We start from the raw sequence: 19,899 nt of genomic DNA, 5'->3' as shown, positions 1-19,899 counted from the left end.
CTAGTGTAAATCGTTAAGAAAAAATTATGTTTAAGAAATTTATAGAAAGACCTGTTTTATCAACGGTAATATCCATCATCATTGTAATTTTGGGAATATTAGGTTTGGTAACGCTTCCGGTATCTCAATATCCCGAAATTGCCCCGCCTACCGTACAGGTTTCTACCTCGTACCAAGGTGCAAATGCCGATGTGGTAATGAATAGTGTAGTTGTTCCGCTGGAAGAACAAATTAATGGTGTAGAAGACATGACCTACATGACATCTACAGCTAGTAATGATGGAACTGCAAGCATTACCATTAACTTTAAATTGGGTACAAACCCAGATTTAGCAGCCGTAAACGTACAAAACAGGGTTGCCAGAGCATCAAGTTTATTGCCGGCAGAGGTTACACGTGCCGGTGTAATTACCGCAAAAAGGCAAGCAAGTAATGTATTAATCTTCGCGGTTTACAGCGAAAGTGATTCTTACGATCAGAAGTTTTTACAGAATTACGCCAACATTAACATTATTCCACAAATTAAGCGTATTAATGGTGTGGGTGATGCAAGTGCATTCGGTACATTGGATTATACCATGCGTATATGGCTTAAGCCCGATGTAATGGCAACATACGGCTTGGTTCCGAATGATGTAAACGTTGCTTTAGCAGAACAAAACATTGAAGCCGCTCCCGGACAATTTGGAGAACAAGGCGACCAGGCTTTTCAATATACCTTAAAATATACCGGCCGTTTAAAAGATGAAGCTGAATTTAGCAACATCATAATTAGAAGCAATCCAAACGGACAAATCCTTCGCTTAAAAGATGTTGCACGTATTGAACTTGGTGCATTAAGTTATGCAAGTTCGGTAAGGTTTAATGGTAAACCTGCTTTAGGTATTGCAATTAACCAAACTGCTGGTTCAAATGCGAAAGAAGTTATCGAAAACTCAATTAATACATTAAACGAAGCTCAAAAATCTTTTCCAAAAGGCATTCATTATACAACTTTAGTAAACGTTAACGATTTCTTAGATGCATCGATTGAGAAAGTAATCCACACTTTAATTGAAGCATTTATTCTGGTTTTCTTGGTCGTGTTTATCTTCCTTCAGGATTTCCGTTCGACCTTAATTCCTGCCATTAGTGTTCCAGTGGCTATTATTGGTACATTCTTCTTTTTAAGTTTGTTCGGTTTTACCATTAACTTATTAACCTTATTTGCCCTGGTTCTCGCAATTGGTATTGTGGTGGATGATGCCATCGTAGTAGTTGAGGCCGTACACGCCAAACTGGATGAAGGTTATACCGATGCGAAAAAAGCCACAGTTGATGCAATGGATGAAATCAGCGGTGCGATTATCTCCATCACATTGGTAATGGCAGCCGTGTTTATCCCGGTAAGTTTTATTCAGGGTTCATCGGGTGTATTTTACAAACAATTTGGTTTAACCTTAGCAATTTCAATTATATTATCGGCTATTAACGCCTTAACATTGAGTCCGGCTTTGTGTGCTATTTTACTAAAACCACATAAAGATGACCACGATAAGCCTAAGAACTTTTTAAAACGTTTCTATGCAGCTTTCAATACATCTTTCGATGCCGTAACCGGAAAATATAAAAAATCGGTTAGTTTCTTATCAAAGAAAAAGTGGATAGTTGGTGTTGGTATTGCATTCTTTACCATTGTATTGGTTTGGACTATGAACACCACACCTAAAGGTTTCGTTCCAAATGAAGATTTAGGTACTATCATGTCTGATATTTCATTACCTGCCGGAACATCTCAGGAAGAAACAAATGTTATCATTTCTCAAATTGATAGTATTGTACATAAAATTCCAGAGGTAAAAAGCTCCTTAAGAGTTGTTGGTAGAAGTATGATTAGTGGTTCTGGTAGTTCATATGGTATGGTTATTTCGAGATTAACACCTTGGGATGAAAGAAAAAGAGACGTTAAAGCAATTATAGGAGACCTTTTTGCCAAAACCGCATCAATTAAAGGTGCTAAAATTATCTTCTTTGCGCCACCAACCATTCAGGGTTTTGGTACAAGTGGTGGTTTCGAGTTTCAGTTACAGGATAAAACCGGTGGCGACATCAAAAAATTTAATGAAATTGGAAATTCATTTTTAGCAGCATTAGCTAAACGCCCAGAAATTCAGTATGCATCAACTTCATTTAACCCAAATTTCCCTCAATATCAAATTTCGGTAAATGTAGCCAAAGTAAAACAAGCCGGCTTAACGGTTAGTGATGTTTTAGGCGTAATGCAAGGTTATTATGGTGGTGTTTATGCATCAAACTTTAATAAATTTGGTAAGCAGTTTAGGGTAATGTTTCAGGCTGATGCAAAATATAGAGCAAATCAGGAGAGTTTAACAAGCATTTACGTTCGAAATTCTGCAGGTACAATGGCGCCAATATCAGAATTTATAACTTTAGAGAAAGTTTACGGTCCGCAAGCCATTTCTCGTTTTAACTTATTTACCTCAATATCTGTTACTGGTAATCCAAATGCAGGTTTCAGTTCGGGTGATGCCCTTAAAGCGGTACAAGAAGTTGCTGCAGAGCAATTACCTGCAGGTTACGGTTACGAATTCTCCGGATTATCCCGTGAGGAAATGAACAGCGGTAGCCAAACCATCTTTATCTTTTTACTGTGCGTAATCTTCGTTTATTTCTTGTTGGCCGCACAATACGAAAGTTATATTTTACCGTTGGCCGTGTTAATTTCATTACCAATTGGTTTGGCAGGTGTATTTGTTTTTGATAAGATATTTGGAGTTGATAATAACATCTACACCCAAATTACATTAATTATGCTCGTTGGTTTATTGGCAAAAAATGCGATTTTAATTGTAGAGTACGCTGTAGATAGACGACGAAAAGGCATGAGCATTGTTAACTCGGCAATTGATGGTGCAACAGCACGTTTACGTCCAATTTTGATGACATCATTCGCATTTATTTTAGGTTTATTGCCACTAATGCTTTCATCTGGAGTTGGTGCTTCGGGTAATACTTCTATTGGTACAGGAGCAGTTGGTGGTATGTTAATCGGTACACTTTTCGGTGTATTTGTTATTCCGGCCTTGTTTATTATTTTCCAAAGTTTGCAAGAAAGAATAAGCAATAAATCGCCTTTTAATGAAGGCATTGACCATGAGCAAACTAAAGAAGAATACGAGTTAGCTACCAGCAACAGCAAACATTAATTTAGAAAAATAATGAATTCAAAATATAAATATTCGGTTTTAATCGGTTTTGTAATACTTACACTGGGTGCCTGCGTAACTAAAAAATACGAAACACCCCTGGTTAAGAAAGAAGGATTATACCGCGACAATAATACGACGGATAGTACAACTATGGCCGATTTGCCATGGAAAAGCTTATTCTCAGATACAACCTTACAATCCTTAATTCAAAGAGGTATAAACGAAAACCTGGATTTAAAGCAAGCTATAGAGCGTATAAAAATTTCGGAAGCAACTTTGCAGCAAAGCAGAGCGGCATTTTTGCCAAGCTTACAGGCAGATGCATCTGTAACCGATGCAAAGCAATCGTTATCATCTTTAAACTTTCCTCCCGGGATAAACATTAACCTGGAAACCCAAACCTATCGTGCACAGTTAAGCACCGCCTGGGAAGCTGATATTTGGGGGAAATTGAGCAGTGCAAAACGTTCTGCCTATGCAACACTTTTGCAGAGTGATGCCGCAAAAAGAGCGGTACAAACGCAGTTAATTGCAACCATCGCCAATAATTATTACACTTTGTTGGCTTTAGATAAGCAACTGCAAATCACACAGCAAACCATCGACATCAGAATGAAAGATGTTGAAACCATGAAAAGCCTTAAAGAAGGTGCAATAGTAAATGGTGCCGCAGTAGTTCAAAGTGAAGCTAATTTGTATGCCGCACAGGTTACCTTACCAGATTTAAAAAGAAGCATAAAAGAAGCTGAAAATGCGCTGAGTGTTTTAATTGCACAGGCGCCGGCAACAATCGGCCGTACTACTCTGGAGCAACAAGTTCCTTACGCAAATTTACAAACCGGTGTATCAGCACAGCTTTTAAAAAACCGTCCGGATGTAATTGCGGCAGAATTTGGTTTTAGAGCCGCATTTGAAAACACAAACCTGGCTAAAACTTACTTTTACCCATCATTAACACTAACCGCTTCGGGCGGTTTATCTACTTTACAATTAAAGAATTTCTTCGATAATTCGATATTCTACAATATTGTTGGTGGTTTAACGCAACCAATTTTTGCCCGCGGACAAAACAAAGCACGTTTAAGAACAGCACAAGCCACTCAACAACAGGCTTTTTATACTTTTCAGCAAACACTTTTAACCGGCGGACAAGAAGTTTCGAATGCATTATATGCTTATCAAACGGCTGCAGAAAAAGAAGAAACCAGGGCAAAGCAAATTGCATCATTAACTAAGGCTGTAGATTTTACCAAAGAATTATTACGCTATAGTTCTGCAACTAACTACACCGATGTTTTAACGTCAGAGCAAAGTCTATTAACTGCCCAGCTTAACGGCATTAACGATAAATTACAGAAACTACAATCTGTAGTAAATTTATACCGTGCTTTGGGCGGTGGCTGGAAATAGTAAATTAACAATTTGTACGTCATTGCGAGGCAAAGCCTTCCCCGACAAATCGGGGAAGCAACTAATTTGGATTGATAGATTGCTTCAGCTCACCAAGTCTCGCTTCGCAATGACGCCTATTCTTAAATAACAGTTATCCTAAAAGGTAACTTGTAATCGCTCTCAGATTGAAAAATAAACTGAATTTCAATCTATCCTTCCTTCTTTTCAAAATAGTCCAAAATCTAACAAAATATATTTTTTGTAAAAATGTTCGCTTCTTTTGATGTAAACTCAAAATAGTGTAAGTTTAAAGTTTTTTAAAGGGGATAACTTTAAAAAATTTTCACATCCATCAATGTTACGCGTAGATAGCTCAAAATCCTGCAAAATTGTGTACTCCTTGTGCAAACATGAGTATTTGGGCTTTTTAATTGAACCTCATGTTGTTCAGCTTAATCCACAAGGCGATTTCTCTTTTACTTATCAAAGAATTTTTACGCATACGGCTGATGAATTTAAGGCTTGCTTAAGCGAAATCGACTACAAACTCATCAAAATTTTGGATGATATTGAGCAGGATTCCCTCATCAAAAAGCACTACAAAAAATTAATAAGGCCTACAGAGTTTTTTACAAAAATTTTCGACAGCAAATTTTACGAAAGTGTTCGCCCAAAAATTGAGAAAAAACTTGCTGAGGCTTTAGAGCTGCTAAAGGTTAAAGATGCTCTTTATATTATGGATAAAGATGGTTGGCCGGTTGAGCGTAAAATCGAACTTGCTACAGAACCTGCTTCCATCCTATTTCACTTCCGTAGAAATGAAACTGAAACACGATATTTTCCAACGATAAAATATCAAAATTTGCGTATAGAATTTATGTTCAAAGAAGCGCAAATCATCAGCAATAAACCAGCATGGCTATTGTTAAATGATGTTTTATACTTTTTTGACCAGGATATAGAAGGCAAAAAACTTCAACCTTTTTTAAATAAGCGTTTCATTGCGATACCCAAAGCGACTGAAGCCACTTACTTTGAAAAATTTGTTGCACCGCTAATTGAAAAGCACCATGTTTATGCCGAAGGTTTTGAAATCAGAACTGAACAATTTGAGGCTATCCCAGTTATTAAAGTTTTATATGTTGATGGTGGAATTTCTCAAATTCAGCTTTATTTTAAGTATGGCGAATATATTTTTCCTTTAGAAAACGCACACAAGGTTACGGTAAGGTTAGAAAAAATAGACGATAACTACATTTTTCACCGCATTAAACGCTCTGCCGAATGGGAGAAAAAACAGCTTAATTTATTGCTATCTCTTGGTTTAAAAAAAACCAGTGCTTTATTTAGCAATTTAGAAGTTGCCGCCGAAATTGATAACCCGAGCTACGCAGCCATAAATTGGGTAAATGAGCATATAGAAATGCTAAGCGATGCAGGTTTTGAGATTGAGCAGGCCACCGGACAAAAACGTTTTGTTATTGGAGCCAGTAAAATAGACTTAGAAATTAAAGAAGGTAATGACTGGTTCGACATTAACGCTGTGGTTTGGTTTGGGAAATATCAAATTCCATTTCTTTCTTTAAAACAACATATTCTACATAAGCGCCGAGAATTTATTTTGCCTGATGGCGAAGTAGCCATTATTCCTGATAAGTGGTTTACGCAATACGGTAGTTTATTTAGTTTGGCCGAAGCCGGAAAAAATTTAAAATTAAAGAAACACCACATCGGCTTAATTAACGATTTGGCAGAAGATAGCTTGGCCAATGTAACTTTGGAGCGCAAATTACAACGACTATCTGATTTTGAAGATATTGCCGATACGCAAATGCCGGTAAACTTTAAAGGCAGCTTACGCGATTACCAAAAAGCAGGCTACAATTGGTTTAGTTTTCTTCGCGAATATAATTTTGGTGGCTGCCTTGCCGATGATATGGGTTTAGGTAAAACCATCCAAACCCTGGCGATGTTGCAAAAAGTTAAAGAAGATGATGCTTTAGCATTAACACAAACCACTTCCTTAATTATTATGCCTACTTCTTTAATTTATAACTGGTTAACAGAGGCTAAGAAGTTTACACCAAAATTGAAAATTCTGGCGCATACAGGTACAAACAGGAATAAAGATGTTGCCAATTTTGCCAATTACGATATCATTATTACAACCTATGGCATAACCCGGGTTGATGTAGATGATTTGAAAAACTTTTATTTCAACTACATTATTCTGGATGAAAGTCAGAACATAAAAAACCCATCTTCAAAATCTTTTAAAGCGGTTAGAAGTTTAAAATCGAGGCATAAACTAATATTGAGTGGTACGCCGGTAGAAAATTCTGTTGGCGATTTATGGTCGCAATTGACCTTTTTAAACCCCGGTTTATTGGGCACACAAGCATTTTTCTACGAAGAATATGTTCTGGCTATAGAGAAGCGAAAAGACGAAGAAAAAGCCAGAAAGCTGCAATCTATTATAAAACCATTTGTACTGCGTAGAACAAAAGAACAGGTAGCAGCAGAATTGCCGCCTAAAACGGAGCAGATTATTTATTGTGATATGAGCGAAGACCAGGCCGCTTATTATGAAAAAACAAAATCTGCTTACCGTAACGATTTGTTGCAAAGCATGGATGATGGTACATTTGCTCAGAAACAAGTTCAGCTTTTGCAAGGTTTAACCGCTTTGCGTCAATTGGCGAATCATCCGGTAATGATTGATAACGAATATGCATCAGATTCGGGCAAATTTAAAAACGTAATTCACACGCTTGATAATGTTTTAAAAGGCGGCCATAAGGTTTTAGTGTTTTCGCAATTTGTTAAACACCTCGATATTTTCAAGAAACATTTCGAAGCTGAAAATATTCCTTTCGCCTACCTGGATGGCGCAACAAGAAACCGTGGAGAAATTGTTGCCGAATTTCAGCAAAATACCGATTTAAAGGTATTTTTAATTTCGATAAAAGCCGGTGGTGTTGGTTTAAACCTTACGCAGGCCGATTATGTATTTATCCTCGACCCATGGTGGAACCCGGCAGTAGAGCAGCAGGCAATTGACCGTACCCATCGAATTGGGCAAGACAAAAAGGTTTTCATCTATAAATTTATTGCAAAAGATACTGTTGAAGAGAAGATTTTAGCCTTGCAAAACCGTAAGAAATCGCTTGCCAATTCTTTAATTACTACTGAAGAAAGTTTCTTTAAATCTTTAAGCAAAGAAGACATCAGGGATATTTTAAAATAGTATTTGCCACGGAAACACAGAAGGCACGGAAAAGTATTTATTGAATTAATAAATCTCATCAGCTTTAATGTACTAGGTAATTTTAATTACATTCTGTGTTCTATGTGTTTCCGTGGCTAAAAGCTTCAAGCCCTAGTTTATAAGCCTGATTGTAGTGAAAATCCTTTTGGCTACCAAAATTGCAGTTTCTGCAGTACATTAGGCAGAAACTTGGTTAAGAATAGCCAAAAGATTGTAACGGAAAGCAGGGCGAAAGATGCTATTGGCAATAACTTTCACTTTCAAATTAAACAAATAGCGATTAAATTATTTCATTTAAAACCCAAAGGCTTTTAACTTGTTATTACATAGCATAAAATATACAGCTATGACAAACGACGATTTAAACAAAACCTTAAACAATATAACCGAAGCCTGGAAATATCCTGAGCTTTATGAAAACGTTTCAAAATCTGAACGTTGGTTATCTGGCGCCGCCGGAACTTATTTTCTATACAAAGGCCTAAGTGGATTATTTTCTCACCCAATTATTGGCTTAACAGGTGTTGCAATTGGCGCATCATTGCTTTACAGAGGTGTAACGGGTTATTGCCCAATGCGAGACTTAGCTCAACAAAAGGAAGAACAACTAATACCAGACGAAGTAATTGTAACCGAAACATTTATTACTGACGATTTGAAGTAATAAATTGAATACTAAATTTCTATTTCTTAATAAACTGGTTAACTTTAAGAGTTAAACCACATATATGAAAAAGTACGCACTGTTATTTATTCCTGCATTTGTTGCAGTTAATGCTATGGCTCAGGATAAAAAAATTGATCCAGCGAAAGATCCAAAAACCACTGAAGTTTGGGAGCCGGTTCCAAAAATGGTTGTTCCAGGTAAATTACCACAAGATGCGCCAAGTGATGCACTTGTTCTATTTAATGGAAGGAATTTAGATGCCTGGCATTCGGTTAAAGACCCATCTAAACCTGCAGCCTGGACAATTGACGATGGCTTTTTTACGGTAAAAAAAGGTACCGGAAATATAGAAACCAATAAAAAATTTACTGATTACCAATTACACATGGAATGGAAAATTCCGGCAAATATTTCTGGTGAAGGACAGGCAAGAGGAAATAGCGGCGTATTCTTAGCTTCAACCGGCGGTGGCGATGATGGTTATGAAATTCAGATTATGGATGCATACAACAACAAAACCTACGTAAACGGCCAAACCGGAAGTGTTTATAAGCAAGGTGTTCCATTGGCAAATGCCAATAAAAAACCAGGCGAATGGCAGTATTACGATATTATCTGGAATGCACCGCGTTTTAATGAGGATGGCAGTTTACTAAAACCTGCAAGTGTTACCTTATTTTTAAATGGTGTTTTATTACAAAATGGCTTCGTTTTAAAAGGTGAAACCAGATACATTGGCGCACCACAATACAAAAAACATGGGCCGTCTTCTATTAAACTACAAGACCACGGAGACCCTAGTCCGGCGATAAGCTTTAGAAATATTTGGGTTAGAGAATTATAACATTTTAAACCAAAAATACAGAACCTGCAATTTTAAAATTGCAGGTTTTTTTATGCTTTGTGAAGGATGTTCATATACAAATCTCTTTCAATCATTTCTGCACCCAGACTTAATAAATGGTCAGTTGGCATTTGGCAATCTATTAAATCTATATCAGTTTTAGCCAAAAAAATTAAGGCCGCTTTTGATGCATTGCTCACATGGCTGAACATACTTTCGCCACAAAAAACCCGGTTAATTTTAACACCATATAAACCGCCAACAAGATTGTTATTTTGCCAAACTTCTATGCTATGCGCAAATCCTTTATGGTGTAAATTTAGGTAAGCTTGTTGCATTTCGTCGGTAATCCAGGTTCCGTCCTGCCCAATTCTAGGCGTTGATGCACAATTTTTCACCACTTTTTCAAATGCTTTATCGATGGTGATGTTAAAGCTATTGGCGGATATAACTTTGCGCATACTTTTGCTCACTTTAATCCTTTCGGGAAATATTACGCACCGTTGGTGCGGCGAATACCAAAGAATTGGATCGCCTTCGCTAAACCAGGGAAATATTCCATTTGAGTAGGCAATAAGTAATCTCTCTAAACTTAAATCGCCCCCAATTGCAAGCAATCCATCTTCTTCTGCAAGCGCCGGATTAGGGAAATTGCAATCATCTTCAAGCAATTGAAAAAACATAGCGCTAAAGTAACAAACAAAACAATGATTAAACCACTGCGTTTAAAATTAGTCATATAACTAAAATATAATCATGAGCCCGAAAGATAATTTTTACAGAGTAAAGCATCTTTACAGCCGAGCTGGCTTTGGTATTTCTTATAATGATTTGCAAAAACTCAGCAAAAAAAATTACGAAAAAGTAGTTAATAATCTGATAAAACCGCCCAAAGCGCAAGATAATATTCTACTGATTGATTCAGCATTATCTAAACAACAGATGCTGATGCAGGCCGGATTATACTCTAAAAAAGATTTAACAGACGAAGAGAAAAAGCAGCGACAGGAAATTGTGAAAATGCAAAATGAGCGAAGCCGTGATTTAAACATTGCATGGGTAGAGAAAATGATAAATACGGCTACACCTTTGCGAGAGAAAATGACGCTTTTTTGGCATGGGCATTTTGCCTGCAGAAGTAATAACCCCATGTTTGCCCAACAGCTTAACAACATTCAGAGAGAAAATGGTTTAGGTAGTTTTAAAACGCTTTTGGTTGAGGTTTCAAAATCGCCGGCTATGTTGCAATACTTAAACAACCAGCAAAATAGAAAAGGCAAACCAAACGAAAATTTTGCCCGTGAGTTGATGGAGCTTTTTACTTTAGGCAGAGGCAATTATACGGAGCAAGACATTAAAGAATCTGCCCGTTCTTTTACCGGCTGGATGTATGATAAAGATGGTTCGTTCGTTTTCAGACCTAATTTACATGATGAACAACCTAAAACATTCTTTGGTAAAACCGGAAACTTTGATGGTGAAAATATTATAGATATCATTCTCGAAAAGCCACAAACGGCTCAGTTTATTGCTCAGAAAATTTATAAGTTTTTTGTAAATGATACACCCAATGAAGCACACGTTAAAGATTTAGCGGATACGTTTTTCAAATCCGGATATGATATTTCGGCAATGATGAAAAAGATGTTTATGGCCGATTGGTTTTACAGTCCTGAAAATGTTGGCACCAAAATAAAATCACCTGCAGAGTTTTTGGTTGGCTTGAGTCGCGAGTTTTACGTTACCTATAATAAACCGCAGGTTTTAATTCAGCTTCAAAGTAGTTTAGGTCAGTACTTATTTAACCCACCAAATGTTGCAGGCTGGCCTGGCGGACAAAGCTGGATTGATAGTTCTTCATTAATGCTGAGGATGAGAATACCATCTTTAGTTTTGAATGATGGAGAAATTGATTTCAGCGGCAAAGCCGACCCCGAAGATGAGGCCATAATTGCACAAAGCAAAGCGGCAACTGCAGCTGTAAATGCAAATGTTAAGCCTAAATCTTATGTAGATTCAAAAGCAGATTGGCCAAAATTTTTAGATACGCTTCCGAAAGGAATTACACCAATAGAACTGGCAGAATTTTTACTTCAGCCAAAGCTAAATAATAAAATTACCACAATGATAAGTGATAATAAAGGTTTGCGCAGTACTTCGGTAGAATTAACAAGCATGCCAGAATATCAACTTTGTTAAATTTAAGGTTATGAACAGAAGAAATTTTTTAAGGAGTTCTGGTTTTGTAGCGGCGGGTTCGCTATTTGTACCGGCCTTTATGAAACCGCTTGAGGCGATGGCGCTGGATGAATTAAGTTTGTACAAAAACCTTGTTGTGGTGCAGCTTTCTGGCGGAAATGATGGATTGAATACTGTAGTTCCATTTGGAAATGATATTTATTACCAAAAGCGAAAAAGTATCGCCATTAAGCCCCAAGATGTTATTAAACTGAACGACATGCAAGGCTTAAATCCTAATATGGCTGCTTTACAGGAAATTCACGACCAGGGTTGGATGACGATTATTAATGATGTTGGCTATCCAAATCCAGATCGTTCTCATTTTAGATCTATGGATATTTGGCAAACCGGGAGCGATAGTAATCAGTTTCTATCAACCGGGTGGATTGGAAGATATTTAGACAGTAATTGCCAAACTTGCAAATTTCCTTACACTGCCATTGAGGTAGATGATTCCTTATCACTGGCCTTAAAAGGCGAAACTAAAAAAGGTATCGCACTAAAAGACCCGGCGGCATTATTCCGCAATACAAACAATCCGTTTTTTAAAAATATCATTAATGGCGATAAAGAGCATTTGGATGAAGATAATTTAGGCTATCTGTATAAAACCATGATTGAGACTTCTTCATCGGCCAGTTACATTCAAAATACCTCAAAAGTTTATCAAAGCAAAGCAACTTATCCTCAATCTGGTTTCGCAAATCAGTTAAAAACGGTTTCTAAATTTATTTCATCGGGCTTAAAAACCCGTGTGTATTATGTTTCTTTAAGTGGATTTGATACACATGTAAATCAAATTAACCAACAAGGTAATTTACTGAAGCAGTACAGCGAAGGTATGGCTGCATTTTTAAAAGATTTAAAAAGCAATAATAAGTTAGAAGATACTTTGGTGGTAACTTTTTCGGAGTTTGGACGTAGAGTTGAGCAAAATGCAAGTAACGGAACAGACCATGGAACTGCAAATAACATGTTCATCTTCGGAGGACGTTTAAAGAAACAGGGAATTTTTAACAGCCCACCAAATTTGAGTGATTTAGATACGGGCGATTTAAAATATCAGTTAGATTTCCGTCAGGTTTATGGAACAATTCTAGACAAATGGCTTGATGTAAACAACGGCGATATATTGAATAAAAAGTTTAATACGCTGGATTTTATATAAGTTTTGGGATAGAAAAATACATAATGAAATTGATCTTTAAGCTACTTAATAAGGCTATCGTCATTGCGAGGCACGAAGCAATCTCTTGTAAGTGAGATTGCTTCGTGCCTCCCAATAACGACTTTTAGCATTAAATCCCTTCAAATTTATCCTTAAACTCCAGCCTTCTTTTCGGTAAACTTTCAGGGTAATTGGTTTGAATAAATGCAATCATCGCTTCGCGGATGTTACAGCGCAAATCGAAAGCACGAGATGAGTTTGAAGCACTCATTAAAAAACGAACCTCTATCGAACCATCTTTTGTACTATCTGTAACCTGCACAACATTTACGCGTTTATCCCAAAGGGGATTTGCGCTTAAAAGCCTCGTCATCTCTTGCCTTAAAGGTTCAATCGGAATCGTGTAATCAAGGTATAAAAAAACCGTTCCTAATAAATCAGCCGAAACCCGTGTCCAGTTTTGAAATGGCTTTTCGATAAAATAAGTAATCGGTAAAATCAAACGCCTCTGGTCCCAAATATTTACAACAACATAGGTTAAAGTAATTTCTTCCACCTTCCCCCATTCGCCTTCAACAATTAGTACATCATCAATCCGTATTGGTTGTGTAAAAGCAATTTGAAAACCAGCCAATAAATTACCGAGCGATTTCTGCGCCGCAAAACCAATAATAATCCCACCAATACCAACACCGGTAAGTAAGCCGGCGCCTATTTTACGCATGCTTTCAAAACTCAGCAGTATAATTGCAGCTGTGATTAAGATGATTAAGGATACTATGAACTTTCTTACAAATTGAAGTTGCGTTCTGATTTTACGCTCCTTTAAATTATTTTCTTTGTTGAGGTCGTATTTGAGGTAAAAAAAATCTTCTAGTACGTTAATTATTCTTACTAAGATTAATGCAAATGTTGCAGTTAATGCAATTTCTAAAGATTTATCTAAAGGTATTCGAATTGCTGCTGGCATTACCATTACATCTAAAGAGAAATTTAGAAATAACAGGGGTATAAATATGGCTATTGGCCTATGCAAATGCTTAATGGTAGATTTTATGACGATGAAATCCCACCAACGAGATAATAACAGAAAGATTTTATGAATGATGAACCTAACAAAAATGCCAAGAAGAATGGCTATGATAGCAATTATTAAATTTTTAAAAAATAAGGGAATTGGATATCCGAAAATATCATCAAAGTAATGCATAAAAATCTGTTGGTTAAGAGAACACTTGTTTAACAACAAGCAAAGTTTATTGTTTGAAGTTGCAATTTGTGACCTCAAAAATCACTTCTGTTTTTGTATCCAATTTAAATCCAATAATGATATGATGGCTAAACAAACGCTTTCTATCATCCCTGAAAATATTTTACTTAATAAGATTTATGAGATTCGCCGGCACAAGGTGATGCTTGATAGCGATTTAGCAGAACTTTATGGTGTTGAAACGAAAAGACTAAATGAACAAATCCGCAGAAATACCGATAGATTCCCCGAAGACTTTATGTTTCAACTGAATGATAGTGAGTGGGAGTTTTTGAGGTCGCAAATTGCGACCTCAAAGATTGGAAGAGGTGGTAGAACATATTTACCCAATGTTTTCACAGAACATGGAGTTTTGATGCTTTCCAGTGTTTTAAATAGCCAACAGGCTATTCAGGTAAACATTCAAATTGTAAGAATTTTTACAAGATTGAGAAATTTACTGAGTGAGCATACAGAATTAAAACTTGAAATTGCGGACATTAAAACGCAACTCCAAAATCATGATAAAAATATAGAATTGGTTTTTAGTTATTTAGATAAGCTGATTGATAAAGAAAACCAGCCAAGAAAACGGATTGGTTTTAAACCCGATGATTTGTAGCCATTCTGTTTGACGCCATCAATAGCATAACAACCCAAGCCATATAAACGGGATTGCAGCGATATCCTTTTAAATTTGCACCAACTTCATTTACATTGTCATGCTTCGTGCCTCAGCATGACATAAGTGATTTAAAAGATTTAGCGTAAAGCCCGGCCGGAACCAACCAAAGAATTACTGTAATTGCTTTACAAAAAATTCTCGAAATATGATGTTTAAATAACTTCGGCTCGAAGAATAACATATCCTTCACGCCCACCGCACTAAAACTTAAAACTTATTACTTAAAACCTTTAACTTTTTTCTAATCAACTATTTGATAATAAAAGTTTTCTACCTATCTTTGCAGTCCCAATTTTAATGGGAATAAATAATTGTTTAATAAATTAAATACAAGCAAGTGAATACGTTAAGTTACAAAACTGTCTCTGCCAATGCGAAAACTGTTAACAAACAGTGGATTGTTGTTGATGCACAAGGCGAGATTTTGGGGCGCTTGTCATCGAAGATCGCAATGATCATCCGTGGTAAAAACAAGCCAGAATACACCCCACACGTAGATTGCGGAGATAACGTTATTGTTATCAATGCAGACAAGGTTAAATTGACAGGAAACAAATTCAGCGAAAAGCAATATGTTTCTTATACTGGTTATCCAGGTGGTCAACGTTTTATCTCTCCAAAAGAGTTAATGGCGAAACACCCTCAACGTGTAATCGAGAAAGCGGTACGTGGTATGTTACCGAAAACTAAATTGGGTAAAAAACTTTACACCAATCTTTTTGTGTATGCTGGTGAATCTCACCCTCATGCAGCTCAATCTCCAAAAACCATTAAACTTTAAGAAATGTCAGTTACTAACACTTCAGGTAGAAGAAAAACAGCAGTAGCACGTATCTATTTAAAAGATGGTGCTGGTGCAATTACCGTTAACGGTAAAGATCACAAAGTTTATTTCCCAACTTTACCTTTGCAATATATCGTAAACCAAAGTTTAGAAGTTTCTGAGCTTACTGGTCGTTATGATATTACTGTAAACGTTCAAGGTGGTGGAGTAAAAGGACAAGCAGAAGCTGTTCGTTTAGCTATTGCTAAAGCGATTGTTGAACTAGATGCGGAGAAAAAACCTGCATTACGTGCTAAAGGCCTAATGACGCGTGATATGCGTATGGTTGAGCGTAAGAAACCAGGACGTGCTAAAGCTCGTAAGAAATTCCAATTCAGTAAACGTTAATCACAGGAGGCAAAGACAATGGCAAGAACAACTTATCAAGACTTATTGGATGCAGGTGTACACTTTGGTCACCTTACCCGTAAATGGAATCCAAAAATGGCTCCTTACATTTTCATGGAGCGTAATGGAATTCACATTATAGATTTAAATAAAACTTTAACTAAAACTGAAGAAGCTGCGGCTGCGATTAAGCAAATCGTTAAATCAGGACGTAAAGTATTATTTGTTTCAACAAAAAAACAAGCAAAAGGAATCGTAGCTGAGCAAGCTAAAAAAGTAAATATGCCTTTCGTAACCGAACGTTGGTTAGGTGGTATGTTAACTAACTTTGCTACAGTTCGTAAGTCAATCAAAAAGATGTCTAACATCGATAAAATGACTAAAGACGGTACTTATGCTATCTTATCTAAAAAAGAGCGTTTAATGATTCAGCGTGAGCGTATTAAATTAGAATCACTTTTAGGTGGTATTGCTGATTTAAACCGTTTACCTGCAGCTTTATTCTTAATTGATGTTAAGAAAGAACACATTGCTGTAACTGAAGCGTTAAAATTAAACATCCCAACTTTTGCGATGGTTGATACAAACTCTGACCCTTCTAACATTGATTTCCCAATTCCGGCGAATGATGATGCTACAAAATCTATCTCTTTAATTACAGATGTAATTATCAAAGCGATTGAAGAAGGTTTAGATGAACGTAAACGCGAAAAAGATGATGAGGCTGAAAAAGAAGCAGTAGCGGCTAAAGCTGCAGCTGATGCGCCAGAGGTTAAAGAACCAAGACGCAAAAAAACAGCTGAAGCAGAAGTTGAAGCATCTTCATCAGAAGAAACTAAAACAGAAGGGGAATAATAGCCCCTCTTTACCCTCCCCAGAAGGGAGGACTCTCAAATAATTCATAATGATAAACTTCTCGCTCCTCCCCCCATTAGGGGGGAAAGAGGGGGGCTAATTATAATAAAATGTCTACAGTACAAATTACTGCCGCTGATGTAAATAAACTACGCCAACAAACTGGTGCTGGTATGATGGATTGCAAAAAAGCTTTAGTAGAAGCTAATGGCGATTTCGAAGCAGCTGTTGATTTATTGCGCAAAAAAGGTCAGAAAGTATCTGCCGCTCGTTCAGGTAATGCTACATCCGAGGGTTTGGTATCAATCCAAGTTTCTGCTGATGGTACTAATGGTAAATTAGTTGCTTTAGCTTGCGAAACTGAACCAGTTTCTAAAGTTGAAGATTTCCGTAATTTAGCTCAGGCTGTTTTAGCTGCTGCAGTTGCAAATAACCCTGCTAACGCTGAAGAATTATCGGCTATTGCTTTAGAAGATGGACGTACAGTTGCTGAAACAATTACTGAATTAACCGGTAAAATTGGTGAGAAAATCGTTATCCAGGAGTATGCAAACGTAACAGGCGAGCAAGTTGTTTCTTATGTTCACTCTAACGGTAAAATGGGCGTTTTGGTAGTATTTGAAGGTGCCAACGGTGCTGATATTACTGATGCTGGTAAAGATGTTGCAATGCAAATTGCTGCAATGAATCCGGTTGCTGTTGATAAAGACGGTGTTGACCCGGCTACTATCGAGCGTGAAATTGAAATTGCTAAGGATGTTATCCGTCAGGAAGGTAAACCAGAAGAAATGGTTGAAAAAATTGCTGCTGGTAAATTAAACAAATTCTACAAAGACAGTACTTTATTAAACCAAGAGTTTGTTAAAGATGGTTCTATGGACGTTCGTAAATTCTTAGACAATACTGCTAAAGGATTAACGGTAACAGCTTTCAAACGTGTTCAATTAGGTGCATAAGCATTTATAAAATTATAGGAAACCGCCCGATGCAAATCCGGGCGGTTTTTTTATGCTTTTTTCTTTTAGAAAATGAACGGTATTTAACGTTTAGGGAAATTCAGCCCCGCTATTGTTCCAATCTTTTTGAAAAATGCTACTGCCTTTAAATCCCGTCATTGCCTGCCTACCGCAGGCAGGCGAGGAAGAACGACGAAGCAATCTCCAATGAAAAATCAACAAAAAGTATTTCCACGCTATCGGGTTTAAAATTACAGTTTCTGCTTAAACACCAAAAATCCCCCCTCAACTTTGTACCTTAGCAGATATGCTAAACCTATCCAATACAAAATTTTACCAGAACAATACTTTACAAGAAGGGAAAAGTATAAATATTCAGGATGGTAAAATCGTGTCAATAAAAAAATCAGCATCTAATTCAATCGAATCATTAGTTGTACCAGGCTTTATCGATTTACAGATTTATGGTGCAGGGGGCAGATTATTCTCAGCTTCGCCCAATGTAGAGTCGTTAAGCATTATGGAAAATGAATTGTTAAAAAACGGCACAACAGGTTTTTTAGCTTGCATGGCAACAAACACCAAAGAAGTTTTTAACGAATGCATTAAAGTTGCTAAAGAACATCGTTCTACAGCTAAAAACTGTTTAGGCTTGCATTTAGAAGGACCCTTTTTAAATCCTAAGCGCTTAGGTGCACACGTTCCGGAGTTTGTTAGAAAGGCTACGCTTGATGAAATTAAAGAATTACTTGATTTTGGCGATGGCGTAATCAAAATGATGACCATTGCACCCGAGTGCCAGGATGAAGAGGTTATACAATATTTATTAGATAACGGTGTTGTGGTTTCACTTGGCCATAGCAACGCTACTTTTGATGAAGCTACAAAGGCATACAATAAAGGTATCCAAACCACAACGCATCTTTTTAATGCAATGAGCCCTATTCACCACCGCGAACCTGGAATACCAACTGCGGTATTTAATCACGATAAAGCAGTGGCTAGTATTATTGTAGATGGACAACACGTAGATTTTGAGGTGGTGAAATTTGCAAAAAAGCTTTTAAAGGAACGATTATTTTTAATTACCGATGCCGTTACAGAATGTGCAAATGGGCCATATCAGCATGTAAAAAGCGGAAATAAATTTGTTATGCCAGATGGAACCTTATCGGGCTCATCATTAACCATGTTACAAGCGGTTAAAAATTGTGTAGAGCATTGTAATATTTCTTTGCCTGAAGCTTTAAATATGGCTACAAAATATCCTGCCAAGCTAATTGGCCTTGATAATTTTATTGGCGAAATAGAAGTTAATAAATCTGCAGATTTATTGATTCTTGACAATGAATTAAACCTAAAACAAGTTGTGTTTAAGGGCGAATTATTTTAATTAAACCTTTAGCATTAAAACTTTCCAACATTAAAACAATTATCCTATTTTTGAGGTCATGAAATACAAACGCATCCTACTAAAGCTTAGCGGCGAATCGCTAATGGGCGATAAACAATACGGTATTGATAATGAGCGTGTTAAACAATACGCTGAAGACATTAAAGCAGTACACGATAAAGGATTAGAAATAGCAATCGTAATAGGTGGCGGAAATATTTTTAGAGGTTTGAGCGCCGAAAAAAGCGGCATGGACAGAGCGCAGGCCGATTATATGGGTATGTTAGCCACTGTTATCAACTCAATGGCCTTGCAAGATGCATTAGAAAAAGTGGGTTTAAAAACCCGTTTACTAACTGCAATTAAAATGGAACAAATTTGCGAACCTTTTATCCGCAGGCGTGCTGTTCGTCACTTAGAAAAAGGGCGTGTGGTAATTTTTGGAGCAGGAACAGGAAATCCATACTTCACAACAGATTCTGCAGCAGCGTTAAGGGCAATCGAAATTAAAGCAGATGCGGTATTAAAGGGAACCCGTGTTGATGGCATTTACACTGCAGACCCTGAGAAAGATCCGCTTGCTACTAAATATGACGAAATTTCTTTCAAAGAAGTTTATGCAAAAGGATTAAACGTAATGGATATGACCGCCTTTACTTTATGTGAAGAAAACCAAGTTCCAATTATTGTGTTTGATATGAATAAACACGGCAATTTTATGAAAATTGCTAATGGTGAAGCAATCGGTACACTGGTAAAATAACCATTAAAAATTTTATTATTTTTGTAGAAATACACACA

16 protein-coding genes are annotated in these 19,899 nt (G+C 36.9%); 14 read left to right on the top strand and 2 right to left on the bottom strand.

The window, feature by feature from the left end; genetic code table 11:
- The first annotated feature begins 26 nt into the window (after positions 1-26).
- The 5 genes from LUA90_RS07245 (at position 27) to LUA90_RS07225 (ending at position 9,380) form a co-directional block, all read left to right on the top strand.
- Complete coding sequence (locus tag LUA90_RS07245; RefSeq protein WP_231458911.1) at positions 27-3,206, top strand: efflux RND transporter permease subunit; 3,180 nt, start codon at positions 27-29, stop codon at positions 3,204-3,206.
- A gap of 12 nt (positions 3,207-3,218) precedes the next feature.
- On the top strand, positions 3,219-4,619 hold the full coding sequence (locus LUA90_RS07240) for an efflux transporter outer membrane subunit (protein WP_231458910.1): 1,401 nt from the start codon (positions 3,219-3,221) through the stop codon (positions 4,617-4,619).
- Positions 4,620-4,956: 337 nt separating this feature from the next.
- The gene (locus tag LUA90_RS07235) at positions 4,957-7,848 is read left to right on the top strand and encodes a DEAD/DEAH box helicase (protein ID WP_231458909.1); all 2,892 of its coding nucleotides are present in this window, start codon (positions 4,957-4,959) and stop codon (positions 7,846-7,848) included.
- Between the two features lie 367 nt (positions 7,849-8,215).
- Entirely contained in the window at positions 8,216-8,533 is a 318-nt protein-coding gene (locus LUA90_RS07230; RefSeq protein ID WP_231458908.1) for a DUF2892 domain-containing protein, read from the top strand.
- A gap of 64 nt (positions 8,534-8,597) precedes the next feature.
- On the top strand, positions 8,598-9,380 hold the full coding sequence (locus tag LUA90_RS07225) for a DUF1080 domain-containing protein (protein WP_231458907.1): 783 nt from the start codon (positions 8,598-8,600) through the stop codon (positions 9,378-9,380).
- A gap of 50 nt (positions 9,381-9,430) precedes the next feature.
- On the opposite strand, the gene aat is transcribed toward LUA90_RS07225, so the two are convergent.
- The gene (gene aat / locus LUA90_RS07220) at positions 9,431-10,063 is read right to left on the bottom strand and encodes a leucyl/phenylalanyl-tRNA--protein transferase (RefSeq protein ID WP_231458906.1); all 633 of its coding nucleotides are present in this window, start codon (positions 10,061-10,063) and stop codon (positions 9,431-9,433) included.
- Between the two features lie 73 nt (positions 10,064-10,136).
- Between aat and LUA90_RS07215 the strand changes: the two genes are divergently transcribed.
- Both LUA90_RS07215 and LUA90_RS07210 read left to right on the top strand, forming a co-directional pair.
- On the top strand, positions 10,137-11,579 hold the full coding sequence (locus LUA90_RS07215; RefSeq protein ID WP_231458905.1) for a DUF1800 family protein: 1,443 nt from the start codon (positions 10,137-10,139) through the stop codon (positions 11,577-11,579).
- Positions 11,580-11,589: 10 nt separating this feature from the next.
- Complete coding sequence (locus LUA90_RS07210) at positions 11,590-12,789, top strand: DUF1501 domain-containing protein (RefSeq protein ID WP_231458904.1); 1,200 nt, start codon at positions 11,590-11,592, stop codon at positions 12,787-12,789.
- A 130-nt stretch (positions 12,790-12,919) separates the two neighbouring features.
- On the opposite strand, the gene LUA90_RS07205 is transcribed toward LUA90_RS07210, so the two are convergent.
- Positions 12,920-13,999, bottom strand: a complete 1,080-nt coding sequence (locus LUA90_RS07205; protein ID WP_231490670.1) for a mechanosensitive ion channel family protein — start codon at positions 13,997-13,999, stop codon at positions 12,920-12,922.
- A 121-nt stretch (positions 14,000-14,120) separates the two neighbouring features.
- Between LUA90_RS07205 and LUA90_RS07200 the strand changes: the two genes are divergently transcribed.
- The 7 genes from LUA90_RS07200 (at position 14,121) to pyrH (ending at position 19,861) form a co-directional block, all read left to right on the top strand.
- A complete protein-coding gene (locus tag LUA90_RS07200) occupies positions 14,121-14,660 on the top strand; it encodes an ORF6N domain-containing protein (RefSeq protein WP_255713356.1) in 540 nt (179 codons plus the stop codon).
- Between the two features lie 400 nt (positions 14,661-15,060).
- Entirely contained in the window at positions 15,061-15,504 is a 444-nt protein-coding gene (gene rplM / locus LUA90_RS07195) for a 50S ribosomal protein L13 (protein ID WP_231458902.1), read from the top strand.
- A gap of 3 nt (positions 15,505-15,507) precedes the next feature.
- The gene (gene rpsI / locus LUA90_RS07190) at positions 15,508-15,894 is read left to right on the top strand and encodes a 30S ribosomal protein S9 (RefSeq protein ID WP_055913282.1); all 387 of its coding nucleotides are present in this window, start codon (positions 15,508-15,510) and stop codon (positions 15,892-15,894) included.
- Between the two features lie 18 nt (positions 15,895-15,912).
- Positions 15,913-16,749, top strand: a complete 837-nt coding sequence (rpsB, locus tag LUA90_RS07185) for a 30S ribosomal protein S2 (protein WP_231458901.1) — start codon at positions 15,913-15,915, stop codon at positions 16,747-16,749.
- Positions 16,750-16,859: 110 nt separating this feature from the next.
- Entirely contained in the window at positions 16,860-17,705 is an 846-nt protein-coding gene (tsf, locus tag LUA90_RS07180) for a translation elongation factor Ts (RefSeq protein WP_231458900.1), read from the top strand.
- Between the two features lie 307 nt (positions 17,706-18,012).
- Positions 18,013-19,098: an N-acetylglucosamine-6-phosphate deacetylase gene (gene nagA, locus LUA90_RS07175; protein ID WP_231490669.1), complete on the top strand. Its 1,086-nt coding sequence runs from the start codon at positions 18,013-18,015 to the stop codon at positions 19,096-19,098.
- Between the two features lie 58 nt (positions 19,099-19,156).
- Positions 19,157-19,861 carry a UMP kinase gene (gene pyrH / locus LUA90_RS07170; RefSeq protein ID WP_231458898.1) on the top strand — a complete coding sequence of 235 codons (705 nt, stop codon included), beginning with the start codon at positions 19,157-19,159 and terminating at the stop codon, positions 19,859-19,861.
- Positions 19,862-19,899: the final 38 nt, after the last annotated feature.

This window comes from Pedobacter sp. Leaf170 (assembly GCF_920984665.1).
Lineage (GTDB): Bacteria > Bacteroidota > Bacteroidia > Sphingobacteriales > Sphingobacteriaceae > Pedobacter.
This window is presented reverse-complemented; position numbering and strand designations above follow the sequence as displayed.

Coding starts and splice junctions, on each gene's coding strand:
- LUA90_RS07200 (WP_255713356.1), top strand. CDS start 14,121: ATGATGGCTAAACAAACGCTTTCTATCATCCCTGAAAATATTTTACTT.
- LUA90_RS07245 (WP_231458911.1), top strand. CDS start 27: ATGTTTAAGAAATTTATAGAAAGACCTGTTTTATCAACGGTAATATCC.
- LUA90_RS07230 (WP_231458908.1), top strand. CDS start 8,216: ATGACAAACGACGATTTAAACAAAACCTTAAACAATATAACCGAAGCC.
- LUA90_RS07215 (WP_231458905.1), top strand. CDS start 10,137: ATGAGCCCGAAAGATAATTTTTACAGAGTAAAGCATCTTTACAGCCGA.
- tsf (WP_231458900.1), top strand. CDS start 16,860: ATGTCTACAGTACAAATTACTGCCGCTGATGTAAATAAACTACGCCAA.
- LUA90_RS07240 (WP_231458910.1), top strand. CDS start 3,219: ATGAATTCAAAATATAAATATTCGGTTTTAATCGGTTTTGTAATACTT.
- aat (WP_231458906.1), bottom strand. CDS start 10,063: ATGTTTTTTCAATTGCTTGAAGATGATTGCAATTTCCCTAATCCGGCG.
- LUA90_RS07205 (WP_231490670.1), bottom strand. CDS start 13,999: ATGCATTACTTTGATGATATTTTCGGATATCCAATTCCCTTATTTTTT.
- LUA90_RS07210 (WP_231458904.1), top strand. CDS start 11,590: ATGAACAGAAGAAATTTTTTAAGGAGTTCTGGTTTTGTAGCGGCGGGT.
- LUA90_RS07225 (WP_231458907.1), top strand. CDS start 8,598: ATGAAAAAGTACGCACTGTTATTTATTCCTGCATTTGTTGCAGTTAAT.
- rpsB (WP_231458901.1), top strand. CDS start 15,913: ATGGCAAGAACAACTTATCAAGACTTATTGGATGCAGGTGTACACTTT.
- pyrH (WP_231458898.1), top strand. CDS start 19,157: ATGAAATACAAACGCATCCTACTAAAGCTTAGCGGCGAATCGCTAATG.
- rpsI (WP_055913282.1), top strand. CDS start 15,508: ATGTCAGTTACTAACACTTCAGGTAGAAGAAAAACAGCAGTAGCACGT.
- nagA (WP_231490669.1), top strand. CDS start 18,013: ATGCTAAACCTATCCAATACAAAATTTTACCAGAACAATACTTTACAA.
- LUA90_RS07235 (WP_231458909.1), top strand. CDS start 4,957: ATGTTACGCGTAGATAGCTCAAAATCCTGCAAAATTGTGTACTCCTTG.